This window comes from Vibrio sp. 05-20-BW147, from assembly GCF_013369385.1.
GTDB classification, from domain to species: domain Bacteria; phylum Pseudomonadota; class Gammaproteobacteria; order Enterobacterales; family Vibrionaceae; genus Vibrio; species Vibrio floridensis.
Genome location: NZ_SZTO01000047.1, coordinates 1 through 2,207, shown reverse-complemented (window position 1 = coordinate 2,207; position 2,207 = coordinate 1). Strand labels below are relative to the sequence as shown.

The window sequence follows — 2,207 nt, the reverse complement described above, 5'->3', positions numbered from 1 at the left end:
GGGATTCATGCCGCGTGGCATTTTTGGTTTGCAGAAATTTTTGTGGTGAAAGTGGTCTGCGTAAGGTTGGTTTATGCGGCATTCACCCCTTAACGCGGCGTTAGGCTTATCATCAGTAATTTGAATTAGGAGTATTAATGAAGCCGAAATTATTTATTGGCTCTTCGGTTGAGGGGTTAGGGGTTGCTTACGCAATTCAACAAAATTTAACTCATACTGTAGAGGCAACTGTGTGGGATCAAGGTGTATTCTCCTTATCGCAGACTACAATTGATTCATTAGAGCAGGTACTTGAATCGGCGGATTTTGGTGTATTCGTATTTAGCCCTGATGATATAACGTTAATGAGAAACAATGAGAACAAAACTGTTCGTGATAATGTTCTTTTTGAGTTCGGTTTATTTGTAGGAAAGTTAGGTCGTAATAGAGTATTTTTTGTAACACCAGATGGAAGTGATACATATATCCCAACAGATCTGTTAGGTATAACTGCTGGAAAATATGATCCTAATCGACACGATGGTAGTTTACAGGCAGCTACAGGCGCTGCCTGTAACGAAATTAGGCAGGCAATTAAAAAGCTGGGAAGCTTACACTCAGCAAAAACAGAAAACGAATCAGTCGAAGATAGTTCATTACCAAATAATATTGAACTTGAGTGGATCCATGATGTAGTTGGTAACCAGTTTGATGCAGCAAGAACAAAATTAACAAAGCTAAAAGAGGGCGCTTCAGAAGAAGAGTCACTGCGACATGATTTGTGGTTGCGTTATGTTGATTTTAAAGAAAATGACTTTAAAGGGTTGTCACCACTAATTGAGCAGATCAAAAAGAGTTCTGATTACATCAAGCTCCAAGTACTTGGTCTTAATATGCTTCTATGGGAAAGCTATGAAGACGTCGCACTAGAATTAATTCGTGAACATTTCGATGATGGAGTCGAAGAAACTTCGATCTTAATTGTAAAATCGGCATGTTTAGACTCAATTGGTGATAAAGATGGTGCTGTTTCGTCATTGCTACCATATCAGAATAGTCCTGAAGTTAGCCTTAAGCTCTCCGAGCTATATCAATCAACTGGGGACAAGGATAAAGCTCTAGATATTATTTCCAGTGCATATCGTAGTTTTCCAAGCAACAAAGACTTGGTGTATCGATACTCTAGGCTACTTATTGAATCGGGCGCAAATAAAGAAGCTGCATACTTACTAAACTATTTGACTATTGAAGTGCCAGATAATGCTGAATACTGGGGTTACTTGAGCAACGTATGTTTAACCTTAGATCTATATGATAGGGCTATGTTTACTTGCAAAAAAGCTGTAGAACTATCAAGTGAAAAGTCTTCTTGGGTTCTGCATAACATAGGTAATATGTTGAACATTAAAGGCTTCTATACAGATGCAATAGAGTGGTTAGAGAAAGGTGTCTCATTAGATAGTTCGTCTGAATATGGGCATTCGCGTTTAGCTAGCAGTATTAGAAATCAGGCGAAAGAAACAGAAACGTTCTCTAATATCTGCAAAGAGGGAAGAGTATTAATTAGACAGTTCCGTACTGTTCAAAAATAAGCCTAACAAGGCATTTAAGAGTGATTCCCAACGCTTGGCATTTTTCATTCCATCGTTGGGTTTTGTGTTTATGGTGGTATGGTTAAGTTTCGTGGTAGCGTTGCTCACACCTTAATGCGGCGTTATATGCTCAATGGAGATTAGATGAACTCATCAATTGATGATGTATATAAAAAAGTCGGTGAGGCTCTTCATGTGGGGCAAACGCTAGAGTTTCTTACTCGGACGCTTGTTGCGATATTGAACGACAACTTTGATGTTGAAATAGAAGTTGAAGCACTCGTAATCCGTGAAGACCGTAAAACCCTAGGTCAACTCATCGGTTTACTAAAAAGCCACGCCGACATTGATGATGTTGGTGTTTCTATCTTGAAGCAAGCACTAGTTAAACGTAACTATATTGCTCACGAGTTTTACATTAAAAATGCCTACTTGTTCTCCAACCTTGAGCATAGAAATAAGGTTTATCAAACTCTTGTAGAAGATACCAAAACTATTGCATTAGGTACTGCATTAATGTCCGGTTTCGTGGAGGGTTTTTGCGAGGCTCTAGCTATCGACAAGTCAAAAGTTCTGGTGAAACAGAGCATATAACAAAGCGTTTAAGAGGGATTCATGCCGCGTGGCATTTTTGGT

The 2,207-nt window shown here is 38.9% G+C and carries 2 protein-coding genes and 1 pseudogene; all 3 read left to right on the top strand.

Translation table 11 applies throughout. The features are described from left to right. Positions 1 to 104, top strand: a pseudogene (locus tag FC652_RS19545) (DUF3265 domain-containing protein); the annotation flags it as partial. 33 nt (positions 105 to 137) lie between these two features. Next, positions 138 to 1,571: a TIR domain-containing protein gene (locus FC652_RS19540; protein WP_176299839.1), complete on the top strand. Its 1,434-nt coding sequence runs from the start codon at positions 138 to 140 to the stop codon at positions 1,569 to 1,571. A gap of 144 nt (positions 1,572 to 1,715) precedes the next feature. Continuing rightward, positions 1,716 to 2,165 (top strand): hypothetical protein, encoded by a 450-nt coding sequence (locus FC652_RS19535; RefSeq protein WP_176299838.1) that lies wholly within the window; start codon positions 1,716 to 1,718, stop codon positions 2,163 to 2,165. Positions 2,166 to 2,207 lie beyond the last annotated feature (42 nt).